Origin of the sequence: Kitasatospora aureofaciens, from assembly GCF_001188955.3 — a bacterium.
GTDB classification, from domain to species: domain Bacteria; phylum Actinomycetota; class Actinomycetes; order Streptomycetales; family Streptomycetaceae; genus Kitasatospora; species Kitasatospora aureofaciens.
Window position 1 is genome coordinate 61516 of sequence record NZ_JPRF03000021.1, and the last position, 19948, is coordinate 81463.

General features: G+C 73.4%; 2 protein-coding genes (1 of these 2 cut by a window edge). Both read right to left on the reverse strand.

Annotated features, from left to right (window positions below):
* A complete protein-coding gene (locus HS99_RS12975; protein WP_050366856.1) occupies positions 1–13572 on the reverse strand; it encodes a non-ribosomal peptide synthetase in 13572 nt (4523 codons plus the stop codon).
* Positions 13572–19948, reverse strand: the end of a protein-coding gene (locus HS99_RS12980; protein WP_063737843.1) for a non-ribosomal peptide synthetase. It continues 12778 nt past the right edge of the window; the window shows 6377 of its 19155 coding nt (coding positions 12779–19155); the start codon falls outside the window, past its right edge; it ends in the stop codon at positions 13572–13574. The genes HS99_RS12975 and HS99_RS12980 overlap by 1 nt, the downstream gene beginning before the upstream one ends.

Here is a 19948-nt window from a genome sequence, read left to right on the forward strand (position 1 = left end):
TCAGTCCCGCGCCTCCAGGTACGTCAGGATCTCCCGGGCGATCTTCGCCACGGGTCGCGGGTCCATCAGGCCGTGGTGGGTGACGTCCAGGTGGAGGTCGGTGATCGTGCCGCCCGTGTGCGGGGCCCACGCCGAGGACGACGGGGTGCCCTCGGGCCGCTGCCGGGTCGCGGTGAAGAAGAGCACGTCGCCGGTGAAGCGGGCCGGCGCGAAGGCACGCATCATCGCGACGTGGCGTTCCCAGGCCTCACCCATGGCCAGAAGGTCCTGCCCCGAGAAGGAGCCGAAGGAGTGCTCGACCAGTGTCTGGATGACCTGTTCCCGAGTCAGCGGAGTCCCGTCGGGCGTGCCGTCCGGGGTGGCAGCGGGTGCCCGGAACATCTGGAGGAACACCGCCAGGGTCTCCTGCTCGTCCCGTTCGGTGCCCTTGACCGTGTAGTCGGCGTACGGGTAGGCGTCGAGGACCGCGAGCAGGGAGACCTCCTGGCCCATCGCCTCCAGCGTGGTGGCCATCGCCTGGACGACGAGGCCGCCGAAGGAGTGCCCGAGCAGGTGGTAGGGCCCCTGCGGCTGCACTTCGCGGATGAGGGCGACGTAGTCGGCCGCCATCTCCTCGACGGTCGCGGGCAAGCCGTCGGTGCGGGTGAGGCTGCGTGCCTGGAGGGCGTAGACGGGCCGGTCCGGCAGGTAGGGCAGGAAGCGGCTGTAGCCGAGGCCGACGCCGTAGCCCGCGTGTACGCAGAACAGCGGAGGCAGGGTGCCCTCGCCGCGCAGGGGCATGAGCTCGGCGAACTTCTCGCCCAACTCGGGTCCGTTCGCCAGCCGTTCGGCTAGCGCGGCCACACTGGGGGCTTCGAACAGGTCGCGCAGGGAGAGCTCCTCACCCGTGCTCGCGCGGATGCGCCCGACGAGGCGGGTGGCCAGCAGCGAGTGGCCGCCGAGTTCGAAGAAGCTGTCGTCCACGCCGACCCTCGGCAGGCCGAGCACCTCTGCGAAGAGCGTCGCGAGCACCTCCTCCCGCAGGGTGATCGGCTCGCGGCCAGACCCGACAGGGGTCTCGGGGACGGGAAGCGCGCGACGGTCCAGCTTGCCGTTGCCGGTCAGTGGGAGGTCGTCGAGCACCACGAGCGCGGAGGGGACCATGTAGTCGGGCAGCCGCTCGGCGAGGTGGGCGCGCAGCGCGTCGGTCGCCACTGCCCCTGCCGGGACGAGGTACCCGACAAGGCGCTTGACGCCCGGCCTGTCCTCGCGGACGACGACCACCGCCCGGCCGACCGACGGATGGGCGGCGAGGACGGCCTCGATCTCGCCCGGCTCGATCCGGAAGCCGCGCAGCTTGACCTGCGTGTCCGCGCGGCCCGCGTACTCCAGCAGGCCGTCCGTGGACCAGCGCGCCAGGTCACCGGTGCGGTACATGCGCGCGCCGTCGGAAGCGAACGGATCCGCGACGAACCGTTCGGCGGTGAGGCCCGGGCGTTCGGCGTATCCGCGGGCCACGCCGGCGCCGGCCAGGTAGAGCTCTCCGACGCAGCCGGCGGGCACCGGGCGCAGGCCCGCGTCGAGGACGTAGGCGCGCATGTCGTCCAGCGGGCGGCCGATCGGCAGGGAGCCCGAGGGCGCGTCGGAGACGGCATGGGTGGCGGCGAAGGTCGTGGTCTCGGTGGGGCCGTAGCCGTTGACGACGACGGTGCCGGGGCAGGCCGCGAGCACCTGGCCGACGGCGACCGGAGACACCACGTCGCCGCCCGTCCACACCTGTGCGACCCCGCGCAGGCAGCTCGGCTCCTCCTCGGCGACCAGGGAGAACAGTCCCGCCGTCAGCCATAGCGCGGTGACGCCGTGCTCGGTCACCATCCGTCGCAGCGTGGAGGCGGTCACCTCGCCCGCCGGAGCGACGACCGCGCGACCGCCGCCCAGCAGCGGTGCCCACAGCTCGAACGTCGACGCGTCGAAGGAGTGCGGCGAGTGCACCAGCACGCGCTCGAACGCGTCCCCGGCGAAGCGGGAGTCAGTGGCGAGCGCCACGACGTCGCGGTGGGTGACCGCGACGCCCTTCGGGCGGCCGGTGGACCCCGAGGTGTACATCACGTACGCCAACTGGAGCGGGTCACTCGAGTTCCGCGGCGCGTCGGTGCGCTGCTCAGTGCCGACCTGGACGACGGGAAGGCCCAGCCGCGCGGCCTCGGTGGGCATCGCCGCGTCGGTGACGACCAGCACGGCACCGGTCTCGGCGACGATCGCCTCGCGGTGCGCCAGCGGGTACCGGGCGTCCAGCGGGACGAAACACCCGCCCGCCTTCAGGACGCCGAGGAGGGCGACGATCAGCTCGGGTGAGCGCTCCATCAGCACGGCGACGGCTCGCTCTGCCCCCACGCCCTCGGAACGGAGCCGCCAGGCCAGGGCGTTGGCCCGGGCGTCCAGCTCCGCGTACGTCCACGTCGAACCGCCGTCGCCGACGAGCGCGACCGCATCGGGCGTGCGTTCCGCCTGGGCGGCGAATAGCTCGGGCACGGAGCCGAGGAGGCGCTCGCGCGGGGTACCGTTCCCTGCGTCCAGGAGCTGCCGCGCCTCGGCCCCGTCAAGGACCGGCACCGTGCCGAGCGCCGTGCCGGGCTCGTTCTCCAGGGCGTCGACCAGCGCGTCGAGAGTCGTGTGCAGCAGTCGGCAGACCCGCTCCGCATCGATCGGGGCGAGGGCCTGGGCCGTGAGCCGGAAGCCCGCGCCGAGGTCGTCGACGGAGACGGTGAGCGGGTAGTTGGTGCGCTCCTGGCTCATGAGCAGCTCGATGCCCTCCGGTGCCGCCGGACGAGCCGGCTCCTCCACGCCTGCGCTGTGACGGTAGTTCAGCAGCGAGGTGAACAGCGGAGCGGTGCCGCCGATGCCGCTCGCGCGCTGCGCGAGGGTGAGCGGCGCGTGCTCGTGCACGAGCAGGTCCGCGAGCTGCCCGCGCATCGCCGCGAGCGCGTCGGTGACGCTGACGCCCGCGGTGCGGGCCCGGACGGGGAGGGTGTTGATGAAGAGCCCCGGGACCCGGTCCGCGCCGGAGCCGCCGTTCATACGGCCGAAGAGCACCGTGCCGAAGACCACGTCCTCGCGGTTGGAGGTCGCTGCGGCCACGCGGGCCCAGGCGAGGTGGAACACCGTCGCCGGGCTGACGCCGAGGCGGCGGGCCTGGCCGCGCAGCCGCTCGGCGAGCGGGTCGGCGAGGTGCAGCCGGGCCTCGGCGACCTGGGCCGCGTCGCCGCGCACGTCGAGCAGGCCGAACGGGGCGGTCGGCTCGGTGACGTCGCCGAGCAGTTCGGCGAAGAACCGCTCGTGCTCCTCGCGGGTGACCCGCAGGCGGGCCTGGGCGACGAAGTTGCGGAACGGAATCGGGACCGGAAGGCCGTCGCCCTCCCCCGCCAGGACCGCCTGGATCTCGGCGAGCAGGACCTCCATGGCGGTGTGGTCGGTGGTGAGGTGGTGGCGCTGCAGCAGCATCAGCCAGCGCCCCTCCCGGGACGGGTCGGCGGCGATGTGAGCGCACATGAGCGGCGCGGCGCCGAGGTCCATGGACCCGGGACAGGCGGCGTGCAGCTCGACCACCGGGTCGTCGGAGCCGGTGAGTTCGAGGACCGTGACGGGGATCTCCGCCGTTCGGGCGACGACCTGCACCGGCTCGGCCAGGCCCTCCCACACGACCGCCGTGCGCAGCACGTCGTGGCGGTCGACGACCGTCTGCAGCGCGCCGAGGAAGCCGTGCAGCCGGGCGAGGGAGTCGAACGAGAGGACCGTCGGGAGCACGTACACGTCGCGCCCGCCCGCGTTCATCAGATGGTGGAAGAAGATCCCCTCCTGGAGCGGCGCCAGCGGGTAGATGTCGGCGATGTTGGCGGCACCGCCCGGGAAGACGGAGACGATGCGGTCCAGCTCCGGCTGTGTCAGGGCCGCCAGCGGCAGCATGTCCGACGTCAGCTCGGTCGCGTCTGCCGGGATCAGGTTCGGCGGCACTGCGACCTCGGCGACCGTAGCGGCGCCGGCGAGCCCGGCCACCGTGGGCGTGGAGAACAGCGCCCGGACGTTGACCTGGACGCCGCGTGTGCGCAGCTTCTCGACGAGCGAGACGGCCAGCAGCGAGTGGCCGCCGAGCTCGAAGAAGTCGTCGTCCACGCCGACCCGTTCGACGCCGAGGACCTGTGCGAAGAGTTCGCAGATGACCTCCTCGCGGGCACCGGACGGCGCCCGGTACCCGGCGGCGGCGGTGAACTCCGGGGCGGGCAGGGCCCGGCGGTCCAGCTTGCCGTTGACGGTCAGCGGAAGCGCGTCCAGCAGTACCACTGCGGCCGGGACCATGTAGTCCGGCAGCGACGCGGCGGCGTGGCGGCGCAGCTCGACCGGGTCGGGCACGGCCGAGGGGGAGGCCGAGGCTTCCGCCGGGACGACGTAGGCGACCAGGCGCTTGTCCCCCGGCACGTCCTCGCGGACCAGGGCGGTGGCCTGGGCGACGGACGGGTGCGCGGCGAGCGCGTTCTCCACCTCGCCCAGCTCGATGCGGAAGCCGCGGATCTTCACCTGGTCGTCGGCGCGGCCGACGAACTCCAGCTCGCCGTCGCGGTTCCACAGCACCACGTCGCCGGTGCGGTACATGCGCTCACCGGGCGTCGTGCCGTAGGGGTCCGCGATGAAGCGGTCGGCCGTCAGGGCCGGGCGGCCGAGGTAGCCACGCGCCAGTCCGGCACCGGCGACGTAGAGTTCGCCGGCCGTCCCGGGCGGGCACAGCCGCAGCGACGGGTCGAGGACGTAGACGCGTAGGTCCGGGATGGCGCGGCCGATGACGCTGCCGGTGGCGCCGCCCCCGACCAGCGCGGCATCCAGCTCGGCGTAGCTGACGTGCACCGTGGTCTCGGTGATGCCGTACATGTTGACCAGCACCGGGGCGTCGTCACGGTGGCGCGTGTACCAGGAACGCAGGCGCGGCAGGTCGAGCGCCTCGCCGCCGAAGACGACGCCGCGCAGCCGCAGCCGCGCGCCGAGCTCCGGGTCCTGCGCGTCCGCCTGCATCAGCTGGTAGAAGGCTGAAGGGGTCTGGTTGAGGATCGTCACCTGCTCGCGGACCAGCAGTGCGAGGAAGTCGGCGGGCGAGCGGGAGACGTCGGCGGGCACGACGACGAGCCGACCGCCGACGAGCAGGGCGCCCCACAGCTCCCACACCGAGAAGTCGAACGCGAAGGAGTGGAACCACGTCCACACGTCGTCGGCGGTGAAGCCGAACCAGTCGTCGGTGGCGCCGAACAGGCGGGCGACGTTGCCGTGCGGGATCAGCACGCCCTTGGGGCGGCCGGTGGAGCCGGAGGTGTAGATCACGTAGGCGGGATGCTCGGGGAGCAGCCGGCCGCGCCGCTCGTCCGCAGTCAGGTCCGCGTCGGAGACGGCCGCGAGGAGCTGCCGCGTCTCGGGGTCGTCCAGGACCAGGCGTTCTCCGGGCGTCTCGTTGCTGCCCGCAACGGTGAGGGTCAGCAGCGGGCGGGCGTCGTCGAGCATGCAGGCGATGCGGTCGGTCGGGTAGTCCGGGTCGATCGGCAGGTAGGCGCCGCCGGCCTTGAGGACGGCGAGCAGCGCGACGACCAGCTCGGCCGAGCGCGGCATGGCGACGGCGACCAGCGTCTCCGGTCCGACGCCGCGGTCGGCCAGGACGCGGGCGAGGCGGTTGGCCCGCGCGTTGAGCTCGGCGTAGGTCAGCTCGGTGCGGTCGGCATCGGTACGGTCGAAGGAGACGGCGACGTTCTCGGGTGTACGCGCGGCCTGCGCCTCGAAGAGCTCGGGAACGGTCGAGACGGGCATGCGGACGGGGTGCTTGGTCCACTCCGTCAGCATGCGCCGCCGCAGCGCGTCGTCGAGCACGTCCACGGCGCGCAGGGAGGTGTGCGGCGCCGTCTCCAGTGCGGTGACCAGGCCCTCCACCGCGGTGCCGAGCAGCGTGCAGACCAGTGCCGCGTCGATGGGCGCGACGGCGATCACGGAGAGGTTGAGCGCGGTGCCGTGGTCGTCCACGGAGACGGTGAGCGGGTAGTTGGTGCGGTCCTCGCCGTGTTCGAGGCCGATGCCGAGGTCGGCGGCGGGCTCGTCGCCGTGGCCACGCCCGTGGCGGTAGTTGAGCAGGGCGGTGAACAGCGGGGCGGGGGCGGTGATGCCGCTGGCTCGCTGGGCCAGCGCGAGCGGGGCGTGCTCGTGGACGAGGAGGTCGGCGAGCTGTCCGCGCATCGCGCCGACCGCGTCGGCGACGGTGTGGGCGGCGGTGTCGAGGCGAACGGGCAGGGTGTTGATGAACAGCCCCGGCACCCGGTCGGCACCGCTGCCCGCGTTCATCCGGCCGAAGAGCAGCGTGCCGAACACCACGTCGTCGCGGTTGGCGGTCGCGGCCACGACGCGGGCGAACGCGACGTGGAACAGCGTCGCCGGGCTCACCCCCAGCACACGTGCCTGCTCCCTGACGCGGGCCGCCAGTTCGGGCGCGAGCGGAAGGCGGGCGCGGTCCACGGTGCTGCCGTCGCCGCGCACGTCCAGCAGCCCGAACGGCGCGGACGGCTCCGCGACGTCGCCCAGCACGCCGGCGAAGTAGCGCTCGTGGTCCTCACGGGAGATGCCGAGCCGGGCCTGCGCGACGAAGTCGCGGAACGGCAGCGGCGCCGGCAGGTGGTCGGCCGCGCCCTCCAGGACCGCCCGGATCTCGGACATCAGCACGTCCAGGGCGGTGTGGTCGTTGATGAGGTGGTGCCGCTGGAGCACCAGCAGCCAGCGCCCGGTGCCGACTTCGGCGGCGAAGAACGCGCGCAGCAGCGGGGCGGCGCCGATGTCCATGCGGGCCGGGCAGGCGGCGTGGAGTTCGGCGACCGGATCCTGCTCCCCGCTCAGCTCGACCGTCTGGACGGGCAGCTCGGCCCGGCGGGCGACGACCTGTACCGGCTCGGGCAGGCCCTGCCAGAAGAACGCGGTACGGAGGATGTCGTGTCGGTCGATCACGAACCGCAGTGCGCCGAGGAAGGCGTCGAGGCGCTCGCGCGAGTCGAAGGTGAGCAGCGACGGCAGGACGTAGGGGTCCTCGCCGTCGACAGCCATCAGGTGGTGGAAGAAGATGCCTTCCTGGAGGGGGGCGAGGGGGTAGACGTCGGCGATGTTCGCCGCGCCGCCCGGGAAGGCGGAGACGATGCGGTCGATCTCCGTCTCGCTCAGCTCGACCAGCGGCAGCATCTGCGGGGTGAGATGCCCGGCGCCGGCCGGGATCAGGTTCGGCGGCACCACGACGCCCGAGGCGTCACCGGCTGCGGTCGCGGCGGCGAGCCGAGCCGGGCTCGGGGAGGTGAAGAGGGTGCGCACGTCCACCGGGACGCCGCGGGCGCGCAGCTTCTCCACGAGCGACACGGCGAGCAGGGAATGCCCGCCGCGCTCGAAGAAGTCGTCGTCCACACCGACCCGCTCCACGCCCAGGACGCGGGCGAACTCCTCGCACAACACCTCCTCATGCGCCGTCGCGGGCGCACGGTAGGCGGTCGCGACGGCGGACCCGAAGTCCGGCGCGGGCAGCGCCCGGCGGTCCAGCTTGCCGTTGACCGTCCTCGGCAGCACGTCCACCGCCACGATCGCCGCGGGCACCATGAAGTCCGGCAGGACCGCAGCGAGATCGGTCCGGACGGAGGCCGCGTCGAATCCGGGCTCGGGGACGACGTAGCCGACGATGCGCTTGTCGCCGGGCACGTCCTCACGGACAACCACGGCGCCGTGCGCCACGAGGGGGTGGGCGGCCAGCTGGGCTTCGATCTCGCCGAGTTCGATGCGGTAACCGCGGATCTTCACCTGGTCGTCGGTACGGCCCAGGTACTCGATGTTCCCGTCCCCACGCCAGCGTGCCAGGTCACCCGTGCGGTACATCCGCGTGCCGGAGGCGCCGAAGAGGTTGGCGACGAACCGCTCGGACGTCAGCGCCGGGCGGCCGAGGTAGCCACGCGCCAGCTGCGCGCCCGCGATGTAGAGCTCACCGGCCACACCCGCCGGCACCGGGCGCAGCCCGGCGTCCAGGATGTAGGCCTGCGTGTTCCACATCGGGCGGCCGATGGGGACGACGGTGCCCGACTCGACGTCGTCGCCCACCAGGTAGTCGGTGCAACCGACCGTCACCTCCGTCGGACCGTAGTGGTTCACCACCGCGACCCCCGGGTGCGCCTTGCGCCACTGCTCCAGCTGCGCGCCCTGTACGGCCTCGCCACCGACCATCAGCCGGCCCGTCGGCACGTGCGCGTCCGACATCGCATCCAGGTACGCCAGACCGCTCGGCGTCACCTTCAGGAAGGTGAGCCGCTCCGCGGCCAGGACGCCCGGGAGACGCTCGTCCAGCGCCGCCACGCGGACGCGACCGCCCGAGGTCAGCGCGCCGTAGAGGGCGGTGACACCCGCGTCGAAAGAGACCGAGAAGTGCATCAGGGTGCTCTGGCGCACCTCCGGGTACGCCTCTACGGCGCGGGAGAGGTAGTTGACCACGGCCGCGTGCGGCAGCACGACGCCCTTCGGGCGGCCGGTCGAGCCGGAGGTGTAGATCACGTACGCCGGGTGCTGCGGCTCGATGGCCACACCGAGGTCGGTGTCGTCGAAGCCGTCGGTGGACAGCTCGTCCAGCAGCAGGACCTCGACATCCGTGGTGTCACCCGCGCGCTCCACGCAGGCACGGCTGGTCAGCAGCACCCGAGGCGCCGAGTCGGCCACCATGTACGCGATCCGGTCCACCGGGTACTCCGGGTCGACCGGCACGTACGCGCCACCCGCCTTGAGCACCGCCAGCATGGCGACGAACACGTCCGCCGAGCGCTCCATGAGCAGAGCCACCGCCGTCTCCGCGCCCACGCCGCGCGAGGCGAGCAGGCGGGCCAGGCGGTTGGCGCGCGCGTTCATCTCGGCGTAGGTCAGCTCGGCGCTCTCGTCGACGAGCGCAACGGCGTCCGGGGTGCGGGCCACCTGAGCCTCGATCAGGCCCGTCAGTGTGGTGTCCGGGACGGTGTGGCCGGTGGCGTTCCACTCGGTGAGGATGCGATGCCGCTCGTCGTCGTCCAGCACCTCGACACGGGCGACGGGGAGGCCGGGCTCGGCGAGCACGGTCCGCAGGACGGCGAGCAGGCGTGCGGCGAGCCGCTCTGCGGTGGCTTCGTCGAAGAGGTCGCGGGCGAAGGTCACCGTGCCGTGAAGGCCCGCCGGGGCGCCGTCGGCGTCGTGTCGCTCGCCGAGGGTGAAGGCGAGGTCGTACCGGGCGGCCAGGTCGTCCCCCGGGACGTGGCGGACGTCGAGGCCGGGGAGGTCCAGCACGGCCTGCGCGTTGTTCTGGAGCGAGAGCATGACCTGGAAGAGCGGGTGCCGGGCCATCGACCGCGACGGGGCCAGCTCCTCCACGAGCCGCTCGAACGGCACGTCCTGGTGCGCGAACGCGCCCAGGCTCCTTTCACGGACACGGGTCAGCAACTCCGTGAAGGTCGGGTCGCCGGACAGGTCCGTGCGCAGCACGAGCGTGTTGACGAAGAACCCGACCAGCTCCTCGAGCGCGTCGTCGGTGCGGCCCGCGATCGGCGTGCCGATCGGGATGTCCTGCCCCGCGCCCAGGCGCGACAGCAGCACCGCGAGCGCCGCCTGCAGCACCATGAACGGCGTCACACCCTCGGCGCGGGCGAGTTCCAGCAGGCGCGCGTGCTCGTCGGCGGGCACGGCGAAGGCGACGGTTCCGCCCGAGTGGCTCGCGACGGCCGGACGCGGCCGGTCGGTGGGCAGCGCCAGCTCCTCCGGCAGCTCGGCCAGCGCCTCGCGCCAGTAACCCAACTGCTCAGCCAGCAGGCTGCCCCCGTCCTCGACCGAGCCCAGCAACTCGCGCTGCCACAGCGCGTAGTCCGCGTACTGCACCGGCAACGGCTCCCACACCGGGACGCCGCCGCGCACGCGGGCGGCGTAGGCCGTCGAGGCGTCGCGGGCCAGCGGCGCCAACGACCACCCGTCACCGGCGATGTGATGCACCACCACGACGAACCTGTGCCGCTCGGCGTCCTTCGAGAACAGCCAGGCGCGGAAAGGCGGTTCGGCCTTGAGGTCGAAGACGTGCCGGGCGGCGCGGGCGACGACCTCCTCGTCGTGGGCGCCGACGGTCAGCAGCGTGCCGACCGCTTCGACGGGCAGGACGCGCTGGCACGGCCGGCCGGCGACAGTGGTGAAGACGGTGCGCAGCACCTCGTGCCGGGCGACGACGTCCCGCAGGGCCGCCTCCAGCGCGTCGGCCTGCACCGGACCGGTGAGGTCGAGGCTGAGCGGAATGTTGTAGGTGGCGCTCGGGCCCTCCAGCTCGCCGAGGAACCACAGGCGCTGCTGTGCGAAGGAGACCGGGAGGTGCTCGGGTCGCTCGGCGGCGGTCAGCGCGGGGCGGCGGCGCCCGGCGCCGTCCTGCCGGCCGGTCAGACGGGCGGCCAGCGCGGCGACGGTGGGCGCCTCGAAGAGCGCCCGGATCGGCAGCTCGACGTCGAGCGCGGTGCGCACACGGCTGACGAGCCGGGTGGCGAGCAGCGAGTGGCCGCCGAGGGCGAAGAAGTCGTCGTCGACGCCTACGGACGACAGGCCGAGGATCTCGGCGAAGAGGTCGGCGAGGACCTGCTCGTGCGGCGTGCGCGGCGGGCGGTCCTCGGTGACCGCCAGGTCCGGGGCGGGCAGGGCGCGGCGGTCCAGCTTGCCGTTGACGGTCAGCGGCAGCGCGTCCAGGACCAGGTAGGCGGCCGGGACCATGTACTCGGGCAGCCGCTCGGCGAGGTGGGCGCGCAACTCCTGGGCCGCCACGTCCCCGGTGGGGACGACGTAGCCGACCAGGCGCTTCACGCCCGGCGTGTCCTCGCGGACCACGACGGCGACCTGCCCGACGGCGGAGTGGGCGCCGAGCGCGGCCTCGATCTCGCCGGGTTCGATGCGGAAGCCGCGCAGCTTGACCTGCTGGTCGGCGCGGCCCGCGTACTCCAGCAGCCCGCCGCGGTTCCAGCGGGCCAGGTCACCGGTGCGGTACATGCGCTCACCGCTGGTGCCATGCGGGTCGGCGACGAAGCGCTCCGCCGTCAGCGCCGGGCGGTCGAAGTAGCCGCGCGACAGGCCCGCGCCCGCGAGGTACAGCTCACCCACACAGCCCACCGGGACCGGCCGCAGGCGGTCGTCCAGCACGTAGGCGCGCATGCCGTCGAGCGGGCGCCCGATGGGGAACGCGCCCTCGGGGGCCCGCGTCACCGCGTGGGTGGCGGCGAAGGTCGTCGTCTCGGTCGGGCCGTAGCCGTTCACCACAGTCAGTCCGGGGCAGGCGTCCAGGACACGGGCGACCGCGACGGGCGAGACCACGTCGCCACCGGTCCACACCTGGTGGACGCCGTGCAGGCTGCGCGGCTCCTCCTCGGCGACGACGGCGAACAGGCCCGCCGTCAGCCACAGCGCCGTCACGCCCTGCTCGGCCACCACGCGGCCGAGCGCAGCCGCCGACAGCTCGCCGGCCGGCGCGACGACCACGCAGCCGCCGTTGAGCAGCGGGACCCACAGCTCGAACGTCGAGGCGTCGAACGAGTACGGCGAGTGCACCAGCACCCGCTCGAACGCCGCCGACCCGGCGTAGCGGGCGTCCGACGCCAGCGCGACCACGTCCCGCTGCGTCACGGCCACGCCCTTGGGCCGGCCCGTTGAGCCGGAGGTGTACATCACGTAGGCGAGCTGGCGCGGGTCGCAGGCGACCTCCACGGCGTCGCCGACCTCGCCGCGCTCGTCGCCGACCAGGACGACGGTGCGGCTCAGCGCCTCGGCACCGTCGCGCGAGGCGGCGTCGGTGAGGACCAGCTTCGCGCCGGTCTCGGCGACGATCGCCTCACGGTGCGCGAGGGGGTAGCGGGAGTCCAGGGGCACGAAGAAGCCGCCCGCCTTCACCACGGCCAGCAGCGCCACGACCAGGTCGGCGGAGCGGTCCATCAGCACCGCGACGGCGCTCTCGGCGCGGACGCCCTCGGCCGCCAGGCGCCGGGCCAGGCCGTTGGCGCGCGCGTCCAACTCGGCGTAGGTCAGCTCGACACCGTCGGCCGCGGCGACGGCGACGGCGTGCGGGGTGCGGGCGACCTGGGCGGCGAAGCGCTGCGGCAGCGTCCCGGCCGCCTCCGGACGGGGCGCGACACCGGTGCTCCAGTCGGCGAGGAGGCGGTCGCGCTCGGAGGCGTCCAGGATCGCGACGCGGGAGACAGGCTGCCGGGGGTCGGCGACCACGGCCGCCAGCACGCGGACGAAGCAGTCACCGAGCTGCTGCGCGGTCGCGGCGTCGAACAAATCGGCGGCGAACGTGACGTTGCCCCACAGGCCTGACGCGGACGTGGCGGTTGAGGCCGGCTGCTCGCCGAAGGTGAAGGCGAGGTCGAACTTGGCGGGGGCCTCGCCGCCCTCCAGTGCCGCGACCGTCAGGCCCGGGAGGTCCAGCTGCGGCTGGGCGTTGTTCTGAAGCGACAGCATGACCTGGAACAGCGGGTGCCGGGCCATCGACCGCGACGGGGCGAGGTCCTCGACCAGCCGCTCGAACGGCACGTCCTGGTGCGCGAAGGCGCCCAGCCCCGCCTCGCGGGAACGGCGCACCACCTCGGCGAAGGTGGGGTCGCCGGACAGGTCGGTGCGCAGAACCAGGGTGTTGACGAAGAAGCCGACGAGGTCGTTCAGGCCCTCGTCCGTACGGCCGGCGACGGCGGTGCCGACGGGGATGTCGGTTCCGGCGCCGAGACGCGAGAGCAGGACGGCCAGGGCGCTCTGGAGCACCATGAACAGGGTGCCGCCCTGGGCGCGGGCGAGGCCGGCGGCGCGCTGGTGCAGCTCGGCCGGGACCGCGAACTCGACGGTGCCGCCCCGATGCCCGGCGGCGGCCGGGCGCGGACGGTCGTAGGGCAGGGCCAGCTCCTCGGGGAGGTCGGCCAGCGTCTCGCGCCAGTAGGCGAGCTGCTCGCTGAGCAGGCTCTCCGGGTCGTCCTCGTCGCCGAGCAGTTCGCGCTGCCACAGTGCGTAGTCGGCGTACTGGCCGGGCAGTTCGTCCCACTCGGGCTCGCCGCCCGCCAGGCGTGCGGCGTAGGCGGTGGAGACGTCGCGGGCCAGCGGTCCCATGGACCAGCCGTCACCGGCGATGTGGTGCACCACCAGCAGCAGCACGTGACTGTCAGGGCTCCGACTGAACAGCCAGGCCCGCAGCGGAAGTTCGTCGGCCAGGTCGAAGGCGTGCCGGGACGCGTGGGCGACCTCCTCGCGCAGCCCCGCCTCGTCGAGGCCGGTGGCGTCGACGACGGTCAGCAGCGAGCCGACGCTGTCGGCGGGCCGGATGTCCTGCCAGGGCTCGCCGTCGACGGCGGGGAAGACGGTGCGCAGCACCTCGTGCCGGCCGACGACGTCCCGCAGGGCGGCGTCGAGCACGTCGGCGTCGAGGTGGCCGGTGAGCCGCAGGCCGAGCGGGATGTTGTAGGTGGCGTTGGGTCCTTCCAGCTGGCCGAGGAACCACAGCCGCTGCTGTGCGAAAGAAACCGGGATCATCAGGACTCCTTGTGCCCGCGCATCGGCCGGAACGCGGGCCGTGCCTTCTTCTTGGTGGTGGTGAGGCTCTCGATCCGCGCGGCGACGCCGGCGACGGTCGGCGTCTCGAACAGCGCCTGGAGCGGCAGTTCGACGCCCATGGCGGTGCGGATCCGGCTGACCAGTCGGGTGGCCAGCAGCGAGTGACCGCCGAGTTCGAAGAAGTCGTCGTCCAGACCGACCCGTTCGACCTCGACGCCCAGCACCTGCGCGAACGCCTCGCACAGCTGCTCCTCGCGCGGCGTGGTCGGCGCGCGGTGCGCGACCGTCGAGCCGAGTTCGGGGGCGGGCAGGGCCTTGCGGTCGAGCTTGCTGTTGGGGGTCAGCGGCAGCGCGTCCAGCAGGATCGCCGCCGAGGGAACCATGTAGTCCGGCAGCGAGGCGGCCACGTGGCGCCGCAGGTCCTCGCCGGTGACGGTGGCCGCGTCGGCCGGGTCGGCGAGGACGGCGTAGGCGACCAGGCGCTTGTCACCGGGCCGGTCCTCGCGGGCGACGACGGCCGCGTGGGCGAGCGCCGGGTGCGCGGCGAGCACGGCCTCGACCTCGCCGAGTTCGATGCGGAATCCGCGGATCTTCACCTGGTCGTCGGCGCGGCCGACGAACTCCAGCTGGCCGTCCTGCGTCCAGCGCACCAGGTCGCCGGTACGGTACATGCGCTCGCCCGAGGCGCCTGCCGCGTTTGCGGCACCGAACGGGCAGGCCACGAAGCGCTCCGCGGACAGTGCCGGTCGGCCCAGGTAGCCGCGGGCCAGCCCCGTCCCTGCCAGGTACAGCTCGCCCACGGTGCCGACCGGCACCGGCCGCAACGCCGCGTCCAGCACGTAGGCGCGGCTGTTGTCCATGGGCCGCCCGATGGGCAGCACCGGCGGGATCTGCTCCACGTCCGTCACCGGGACCTGCGTGGTGCACAGGGTGGTCTCGGTGGGCCCGTAGGTGTTGCGGACCACGATGCCGGGGCAGGCCTCCAGAACGCGTCGCACGGCACTCGCCGGGACGATGTCGCCGCCGGTGCCGACCTCGTGGATGCCCGCGAACGCGGTCGGGTCGTCCTCGGCCAGCACCCGGAAGAGGCCGGCCGTGAGGTGCAGGTGGGTCAGCTGGTGGCGCTCCTTCAGCGACCGGATCGCCGCGGCGTCCGTCCGCCCCTCCGGCGCGACGACCACCGTGCCGCCCGAGGTCAGCGGCACCCACAGCTCGTAGGTGGACGCGTCGAAGGCGTGCGGGGCCTGGAACAGCGCCCGGTGCTGGCCGGTCTCGCTCCAGCAGCGGTCCGAGACGAGGTCGACCACACCGCGGTGGGTGTTGGCGATGCCCTTCGGGACGCCGGTGGAGCCGGAGGTGTACATCACGTAGACGCGCTGGTCCGGCAGGTTGCGCACGTCCAGGTCGGTGTCGTCGCCGGGGCCGGTTCCGGCCGTGGGCTCGATCACCAGGACGTCGGTGCCGGCCGCCTCGACGCCGCGCACGAAGGCGTGCTCGCGCGTCAGCGTGTCGGCGAGCAGGAGCCCGCCGCCCGCGTCGGCGTGGATCACGGCCATCCGGGACTCGGGCGCCCGCGCGTCGATCGGCACGAACGCGCCACCCGCCTTGAGTACGGCCAGCAGGGTGACCACCAGCTCGGCCGAGCGCCGCATCAGCACCGGGACCAGCGAGTCCGGGGTCACGCCGCGCTCGACGAGCACGCGGGCGAGGCGGTTGGCCCGGCCGTTGAGCTCGGCGTATCTGAGCGCGATGTCGTCGGCCACGAGGGCGACGGAGTCCGGAGTGCGGGCCGCCTGGGCCTCGAACAGGTCAGTGAGGCTGACGGCGGAGATGCCGGCCGCCGTGTCGTTCCAGGTGTGCAGCACCGTCCGGCGACGGTCCTCGTCGAGGACGTCAACGGCGGCGAGGGGCGTCTCCGGGGCCGTCTCCAGCGCGTCGACCAGGCCCGTCAGCGTGGTGAGCGCGAGCGCGCAGACCAGCTCGGGGTCGATCGGCGCGAGCGCCTGGACGGACAGCTGGAGTCGCGAGCCGAAGTCGTCGACCGCGACCGTGAGCGGGTAGTTGGTGCGGTCCTTGCCGTGCTCGGCGTGCTCGACGCCGGCCAGGCCGCTGCCCTCGACCTCCTCGTCCACCAACTGGCTGTGCCGGTAGTTGAGCAGGGCGGTGAACAGCGGGGCGGGGGCGGTGATGCCGCTGGCTCGCTGGGCCAGGGCGAGCGGGGCGTGCTCGTGGACGAGGAGGTCGGCGAGCTGTCCGCGCATCGCGCCGACCGCGTCGGCGACGGTGTGGGCGGCGGTGTCGAGGCGGACGGGCAGGGTGTTGATGAACAGCCCCGGCACCCGGTCGGCGCCGCTGCCCGCGTTCATCCGGCCGAAGAGCAGCGTGCCGAACACCACGTCGTCGCGGTTGGCGGTCGCGGCCACGACGCGGGCGAAGGCGACGTGGAACAGCGTCGCCGGGCTCACCCCCAGCACCCGCGACAGCTCCCTGATACGAGCGGCCAGTTCCGGCGCGAGCACGTGCTCCGCCTCACTGACCCGGCTGCCGTCACCTCGCACGTCCAGCAGCCCGAACGGCGCGGACGGTTCGGCCACGTCACCCAGCAGGCCCGCGAAGAACCGCTCATGCTCCTCGCGGGAGACGCCGAGCCGGGCCTGGGCAACGAACTCGCGGAACGGCAGCGGCGCGGGCAGGCGGTCCTGCTCCCCCGCCAGCACGGCCCGGATCTCGCCGAGGAGGATGTCCAGCGCCGTGTGGTCGGTGACCAGGTGGTGGCGCTGGAGCGCCAGCAGCCAGCGCCCGCCGCCGGGTTCGGCCGCGACGAAGGCACGCAGCAGCGGCGCCCGGGTCAGGTCCATCACGGGCGGGCAGGCCCCCTGGAGCTCGCCCATCGCCTGCTCGACGGGGCCTGACAAGTTGACGGTCTCGACCGGCAGTTGGGCATGGCGCGCGACGACCTGCACCGGCTCGGCCAGGCCGTCCCAGAACACGCCCGTACGCAGGATGTCGTGACGGTCGATCACCTGTTGGAGCGCGCCGAGGAAGGCGTCGAGGCGCTCGCGCGAGTCGAAGGTGAGCAGGGCCGGAACGACGTACATGTCACGTCCGCCCTCGCCGGCAGCCATCAGGTGGTGGAAGAAGATGCCTTCCTGGAGGGGGGCGAGGGGGTAGACGTCGGCGATGTTCGCCGCGCCGCCCGGGAAGGCGGAGACGATGCGGTCGATCTCCGTCTCGCTCAGCTCGACCAGCGGCAGCATCTGCGGGGTGAGATGCCCGGCGCCGGCCGGGATCAGGTTCGGCGGCACCACGACGCCCGAGGCGTCACCGGCTGCGGTCGCGGCGGCGAGCCGAGCCGGGCTCGGGGAGGTGAAGAGGGTGCGCACATCGACCGGGACGCCGCGGGCGCGCAGCTTCTCCACGAGCGACACGGCGAGCAGGGAATGCCCGCCGCGCTCGAAGAAGTCGTCGTCCACACCGACCCGCTCCACGCCCAGGCCGCGGGCGAACTCCTCGCACAACACCTCCTCATGCGCCGTCGCGGGCGCACGGTAGGCGGTCGCGACGGCGGACCCGAAGTCCGGCGCGGGCAGCGCCCGGCGGTCCAGCTTGCCGTTGACCGTCCTCGGCACGACGTCCAGCGCCACGATCGCCGCCGGGACCATGTACTCCGGGAGGACCGCAGCGAGATCGGTCCGGACGGAGGCCGCGTCGAATCCGGGCTCGGGGACGACGTAGCCGACCAGGCGCTTGTCGCCCGGCACGTCCTCACGGACAACCACGACGGACTGCACCACGCCGGGCTGGGCGGCCAGCTGGGCTTCGATCTCGCCGAGTTCGATGCGGTAACCGCGGATCTTCACCTGGTCGTCGGTACGGCCCAGGTACTCGATGTTCCCGTCCCCACGCCAGCGCGCCAGGTCACCCGTGCGGTACATCCGCGTGCCGGAGGCGCCGAAGGGGTTGGCGACGAACCGCTCGGACGTCAGCGCCGGGCGGCCGAGGTAGCCACGCGCCAGCTGCGCGCCCGCGATGTAGAGCTCACCGGCCACACCCGCCGGCACCGGGCGCAGCCCGGCGTCCAGGATGTAGGCCTGCGTGTTCCACATCGGACGGCCGATGGGGACGACGGTGCCCGACTCGACGTCGTCGCCCACCAGGTAGTCGGTGCAACCGACCGTCACCTCCGTCGGACCGTAGTGGTTCACCACCGCGACCCCCGGGTGCGCCTTGCGCCACTGCTCCAGCTGCGCGCCCTGTACGGCCTCGCCACCGACCATCAGCCGGCCCGTCGGCACGTGCGCGTCCGACATCGCATCCAGGTACGCCAGACCGCTCGGCGTCACCTTCAGGAAGGTGAGCCGCTCCGCGCCCAGGACGCCCGGGAGACGCTCGTCCAGCGCCGCCACGCGGACGCGACCGCCCGAGGTCAGCGCGCCGTAGAGGGCGGTGACACCCGCGTCGAAGGACATGGAGGCGTGCAGCAGGGTATTGCCCTGGACTTCGAGGTAGGCCTCCTGGGCACGCAGCACGTAGTTGACGAGACCGGCGTGCGGCAGCACGACGCCCTTCGGGCGGCCGGTCGAGCCGGAGGTGTAGATCACGTACGCCGGGTGCTGCGGCTCGATGGCCACACCGAGGTCGGTGTCGTCGAAGCCGTCGGTGGACAGCTCGTCCAGCAGCAGGACCTCGACATCCGTGGTGTCACCCGCGCGCTCCACGCAGGCGCGACTGGTCAGCAGCACCCGAGGTGCCGAGTCGGCCACCATGTACGCGATCCGGTCCACCGGGTACTCCGGGTCGACCGGCACGTACGCGCCACCCGCCTTGAGCACCGCCAGCAGGCTGATGACCAGCTCGTTCGAGCGCTCCAGCAGCACCGCGACGCGGTCCTCCGGGCGCACGCCGCGCGCGGCGAGCAGATGGGCGAGGCGGTTGGCGCGGGCGCCGGTCTCGGCGTAGGTGAGCTCGGTGGTCTCGTGGGCCAGCGCCACCGCTTGCGGCGTGCGGGCCACCTGGGCCTCGAAGAGCGCTGTCAGGGTCGTCGTGGGGACGGTGCGACCGGTGGCGTTCCACTCGTTGAGGATGCGGTGGAGCTCCTCGTCCGCCAGGACCTCCGCGTGCGTCACCGGCTGGTCCGGCGCGGCGAGGACCGCTTCCAGGACGCGGACGAAGCGCTGCGCGAGCGTCTCGACGGTCGGGGCGTCGAAGAGGTCCGCCGCGTAGGTGAGGGTGCCGGCCAGGCCGGCCGGGGCGCCGTCCGCGGCGAAGGACTCGGTGAGTGTGAAGCCCAGGTCGAAGCGGGCGGCGTCCGCGTCCAGGGAGAGCGGGGAGGCCTGCACGCCGGGCAGGTCGAGCGAGGCCTCGGCGTTGTTCTGCACGGACAGCATGACCTGGAACAGGGGGTGCCGGGCCATCGACCGCGACGGGGCCAGCTCCTCCACGAGCCGCTCGAACGGCACGTCCTGGTGCGCGAACGCGCCCAAACTGGTCTCGCGGACACGGCCGAGCAACTCGGCGAAGGTCGGATCACCGGACAGATCCGTGCGCAGCACGAGCGTGTTGACGAAGAACCCGACCAGCTCGTCCAGCGCCTCGTCCGTACGCCCCGCGACCGGCGTGCCGATCGGGATGTCCTGCCCCGCGCCCAGGCGCGACAGCAGCACCGCGAGCGCCGCCTGCAGCACCATGAACGGCGTCACACCCTCGGCGCGGGCGAGCAGGCGCAGGCGTTCGTGGAGGTGGGCCGGGACGTCCAGGGCCACGGACCCGCCGCGGTGCGTGGCCACGGCCGCACGCGGCCGGTCGGCCGGCAGCGCCAGCTCCTCGGGCAGCTCGGCCAGAGCCTCGCGCCAGTAGCCCAACTGCTCGGCCAAGAGGCTGCCTTCGTCCTCGACCGAGCCCAGCAGCTCATGCTGCCACAGCGCGTAGTCGGCATACTGCACCGGCAGCGGCTCCCACACCGGGTCCTCGCCGCGCAGGCGGGCGGCGTAGGCCGTCGAGGCGTCGCGGGCCAGCGGCGCCATCGACCAGCCGTCACCCGCGATGTGGTGCACCACCAGGACGAGGGTGTGGGTGTCCTCCCCCTCCTCGAACAGCCAGGCGTGCAGCGGTACGTCCTGACGCAGGTCGAAGACGTGCGCGGCGGCGCGCGCGAGGGCCTGTTCGTCGTGACCCTCGGTGCGGGTGACGGTCAGCAGCGCGCCGACCTCGTCCATCGGCAGCACTCGCTGCACCGGCCGTCCGTCCTGCGACCGGTAGACGGTGCGCAACACCTCGTGCCGGGCGACGACGTCGCGCAGCGCCTGGTGCAGCATTTCGGTGTCGAGCGGGCCGGTCAGGCGCAGCCCGAGGGGGA

Coding starts and splice junctions, on each gene's coding strand:
- HS99_RS12975 (WP_050366856.1), bottom strand. CDS start 13,572: ATGATCCCGGTTTCTTTCGCACAGCAGCGGCTGTGGTTCCTCGGCCAG.